The organism is Stenotrophomonas sp. 3diitr2024 (assembly GCF_042136455.1).
Classification (GTDB): domain Bacteria; phylum Pseudomonadota; class Gammaproteobacteria; order Xanthomonadales; family Xanthomonadaceae; genus Stenotrophomonas; species Stenotrophomonas sepilia.
In genome coordinates this window covers 1-3,191 of sequence record NZ_JBHHMJ010000444.1, presented here as the reverse complement: position 1 = coordinate 3,191, position 3,191 = coordinate 1, and the positions used below count along the sequence as shown (strand labels likewise).

Here is a 3,191-nt window from a genome sequence, read left to right as displayed (position 1 = left end):
GCCGCGTGATGCCTTGCCGGTAGTGCCGGCCGCCGGCCGGCACTACCTTATTTGCCCAGCAGGCCTGCCGGCACCAGGTTGCCCAGGTTCTGGTTGAAGGTGACCACCAGCTTGCCGTTCTTGACCTGTGCCGCCTGCACCTGCAGCGCGCCGAGCACCCCGGCCACGGCCGGGTCCAGCTTGTAGATCGGTTCGCGCTGGGCGTAGTCGCTCAGCCAGGCATTGAGCAGACCGCGGGTGCGTGAGTCGAGGCGGCCGCCCTGGTTGGCCGGGGTGAAGTCATCCACGCTGGGCTGCTGCAGGTGGAAGCCCTGGGTCTGCGCGTCGTAGCGCAGGCCGCTGCTGAGCTTCACCGTACCCAGTTTGGCCGGGTTGCCGCCGGCGGTGGCCAGTGCCACGTCCATGCCAAGGTTCAAGCGCTCGCCGGCCGGAAGGCTCAGCTGAGGATGGCTCATGGTCAGGGAGATCAGGCCGCCAAGGGCGTCCTGGGTGCGCGGGAAGCTGCCATCGAGGTACTGCTGCACGTCGCTGGCACCCACCGACAGTTCGCGGCCGGAAATGGAGGGAGCAGCCTGCGCGCCGATCGCAGCGGCGATCAGTACGGTGGAGGCAGCGAGGCGGGTCATCAGGGAACGCAGGCGCATGGCGGTGACCGATGGCAGGGAATGGATGGATCAAAGAGTAGCCGTGCAGGCTGAATCGCGCGTGCATGCGGCTGTAACGGTTCAGTCCAGCATCGGACGCAGTTGCGCCGACTGGATCTGCCAGGCGCTGCCATCGCTGCTGGGTTGCACGCGGTACCAGCCACCGAAGCGGAACGTACCGTTGCCGGTGACCGCGCGGATCTGCACCGGCACTTCAAGCAGCTGCGGTGGCTGCCGATCGTCGCGGGCGAGCGGGGGATCGCTGTGCAGGCGCAGGGTGCGCAGGTCCTGCAGCTGCCGCAGCGCGGCGTCGTCCGCATGCCGCGGGTCGCTGGGCGGGATCGTCCAGGCAGCGTCGCTGGCGGCGCGGTCGCGGTTGAGCAACGCCGCTACGTAGCGGTTGAGCATCGTCGATGGTGGCTCGGCATCGTCGGCGACAGCGGACAGCACCGGCATTTCACTTGCCTGCACTGCTGCGGGATCGGGGCCGGTGCGGGTGTCCACGGCTGCGGTGGCAGCGACGGGAGCGGACGCTGCCGCGATGTCGCCGGTCGTCTGTGCTGCCGGGCGTGAACAGCCCAGCAGCACCAGGGGTGCGATCAGCAACATTATCCTGCGCATGTCTGCCTCCTCCCCGAGGCAACCTGGAGGGTGGCAGTGTAGCGATTGCGCCGGGATCAGCGGGAGGAGGGCAGCTGATCCAGAGCGTCCAGCGCTGGCAGGACCTGGCCGGCGATGGCCGCCAGTGCGTGGCCGCCGGTCTCGGCATGGCGCTGCACGATATCGCGCAGCAGCTGGGTGGCGATCACCAGGGTCGCACGCTCGTCGCCGCTGATACCGGCGGTACGCGGGGCCGCCTCCAGCAGGCGCATCAGGTCGCGGCTGGCGCGATGCTCCAGTTCGATGGTGCAGCGCCCTGTGCACTGCAGCCCGTCCTTTTCGATGGGGGTCACCGAGATCCGGTAGCGGGTGGAGGGGCTGGCCATGAGGGTGTGCTCGCCGTAGCTGTGGAGGATGTGCCCACCATAGGCAAGGCCACGGCCTGAGGCGACGGCCGGCGCTGCACGCAGTGTTCCACCCGGTACGTTCCAGCACCTTCCCAAGCCGCGCTCGGCCAGTGGCGACGGGCCTGTACGGGCATTGCCGGGGAGGCGGCAACGCTGTGTTGCGGATTGCCGCAGCGCGACGCATCCACGCATGGCGTGGATCTACCGCCGGGCACGCAAAAAAAACGGGACGACCAGAGCCGTCCCGTCGGAATCCACGTTGGGGCGCGCGCTTACAGCGCGGCGTCCTTCAGCTTCTTCAGCGGACGCACCTTCAGCTTGGTGGTGGCCGGCTTGGCGGCGAACCACTGCTCTTCCTTGGTGAACGGGTTGATGCCCTTGCGCTTCGGCTTGGCCGGCACATTGACGGTGGTGATCTTCAGCAGGCCCGGCAGGGTGAAGGAGCCAGCGCCCTTCTTGTGCACCGAGGAGGCGACGGCGCTTTCCAGCGAGGCCAGCACAGCGCGGACGTCCTTGGCGATGACGCCGGAGGCTTCAGCGATGTGTGCAACCAGGCCGGACTTGGTCAGCACTTCCTTGATCGGCTTCGGAGCGGCCGGCTTGGCGGCTGCCTTCGTCGCAACTTTCTTCGCTGCCTTCTTCGGGGCAGCCTTCTTAGCGGTCTTTGCCATGGTTTCCTGTTCCGTGAACGGTTGGTTGTTTGGTCGGCGCCGAACCCCGTCGGCAAGCGCAATGTAGGGCAACTCTTGGGCGCCGCCAATAGCCCGAAGCGCGGAAAGTGCATGTTTTTTCATATCCAGGCCGATTCAGTACATGGTCGGCGGTGGGGGATGGGGGCACGCCAGCGTGTTCGATCGCCGGCGCCCGCCGATCGGTGGGGTGCGCGAAACCACTGAAAACAAGAGGAAAATGCGTTCCGGGCTGGCGAGGAAGTGTCCACGCGCCGGGCTCGGGGACGACGTCCGGCGTGCGGCGGAGCGACGCAGGGCTAACGCGTGGCGTGCGAGGGTAGCCGTTCATCACCGCCACGCAGGAGCAGCACAATGGGAATCTCGCGACACGCCACCGCGCACTGGGAAGGCGATCTGAAGACGGGCAAGGGCCAGTTGAGCACGCCGCAGAGTGGGCTGCTGGAGAAGACCCGCTACGGTTTCAACAGCCGTTTCGGCGACGAAAAGGGCACCAATCCGGAAGAGCTGATCGCCGCCGCGCACGCGGGTTGTTTCACCATGGCGCTGTCGGCCAAGCTCGGCGAAGCAGGCTTCACCCCGACCTCGCTGGACACCGAAGCCAAGGTCGACCTGTCGCTGGAAGGCGGTCCGCAGCTGTCGCAGATCCGCCTGAAGGTCAGGGCGGTGGTGCCCGGCATCGATGCGACGCAGTTCCGTGCCATTGCCGATGACGCCAAGCAGAACTGCCCGGTATCCAAGGCGCTGAGCGCGGTGCCGATCAGCAAGGAGGCGCACGACTACTACGATCGCCAGGACTACGAAGACGACCGGTTTGCCAGGGGCAAGCAACTGCACGCGCCCTTGATGGC

At 67.1% G+C, this 3,191-nt stretch carries 5 protein-coding genes; 1 reads left to right on the top strand and 4 read right to left on the bottom strand.

Translation table 11 applies throughout. The features are described 5' to 3' along the window. Positions 1–47 precede the first annotated feature (47 nt). The 4 genes from ABGA94_RS11020 to ABGA94_RS11005 all read right to left on the bottom strand — a co-directional run bounded on the left by ABGA94_RS11020 (position 48) and on the right by ABGA94_RS11005 (position 2,322). Positions 48–644, bottom strand: coding sequence for a DUF1439 domain-containing protein (locus ABGA94_RS11020; protein WP_005415603.1), 597 nt, complete (start codon positions 642–644; stop codon positions 48–50). Positions 645–725: 81 nt separating this feature from the next. Then, complete coding sequence (locus ABGA94_RS11015; protein ID WP_329845389.1) at positions 726–1,265, bottom strand: hypothetical protein; 540 nt, start codon at positions 1,263–1,265, stop codon at positions 726–728. Between the two features lie 56 nt (positions 1,266–1,321). Then, entirely contained in the window at positions 1,322–1,630 is a 309-nt protein-coding gene (locus ABGA94_RS11010) for a DUF3861 family protein (protein WP_005415605.1), read from the bottom strand. 293 nt (positions 1,631–1,923) lie between these two features. Next, on the bottom strand, positions 1,924–2,322 hold the full coding sequence (locus tag ABGA94_RS11005) for an HU family DNA-binding protein (protein WP_005415606.1): 399 nt from the start codon (positions 2,320–2,322) through the stop codon (positions 1,924–1,926). Positions 2,323–2,694: 372 nt separating this feature from the next. Between ABGA94_RS11005 and ABGA94_RS11000 the strand changes: the two genes are divergently transcribed. Next, positions 2,695–3,191: OsmC family peroxiredoxin (locus ABGA94_RS11000; RefSeq protein ID WP_375367274.1), on the top strand; the 497-nt coding region annotated here is incomplete at its 3' end.

What these genes read in the sequence shown, in the direction of transcription:
- ABGA94_RS11020 (WP_005415603.1), bottom strand. Translation starts at nt 644, where the DNA reads ATGCGCCTGCGTTCCCTGATGACCCGCCTCGCTGCCTCCACCGTACTG.
- ABGA94_RS11015 (WP_329845389.1), bottom strand. Translation starts at nt 1,265, where the DNA reads ATGCGCAGGATAATGTTGCTGATCGCACCCCTGGTGCTGCTGGGCTGT.
- ABGA94_RS11010 (WP_005415605.1), bottom strand. Translation starts at nt 1,630, where the DNA reads ATGGCCAGCCCCTCCACCCGCTACCGGATCTCGGTGACCCCCATCGAA.
- ABGA94_RS11005 (WP_005415606.1), bottom strand. Translation starts at nt 2,322, where the DNA reads ATGGCAAAGACCGCTAAGAAGGCTGCCCCGAAGAAGGCAGCGAAGAAA.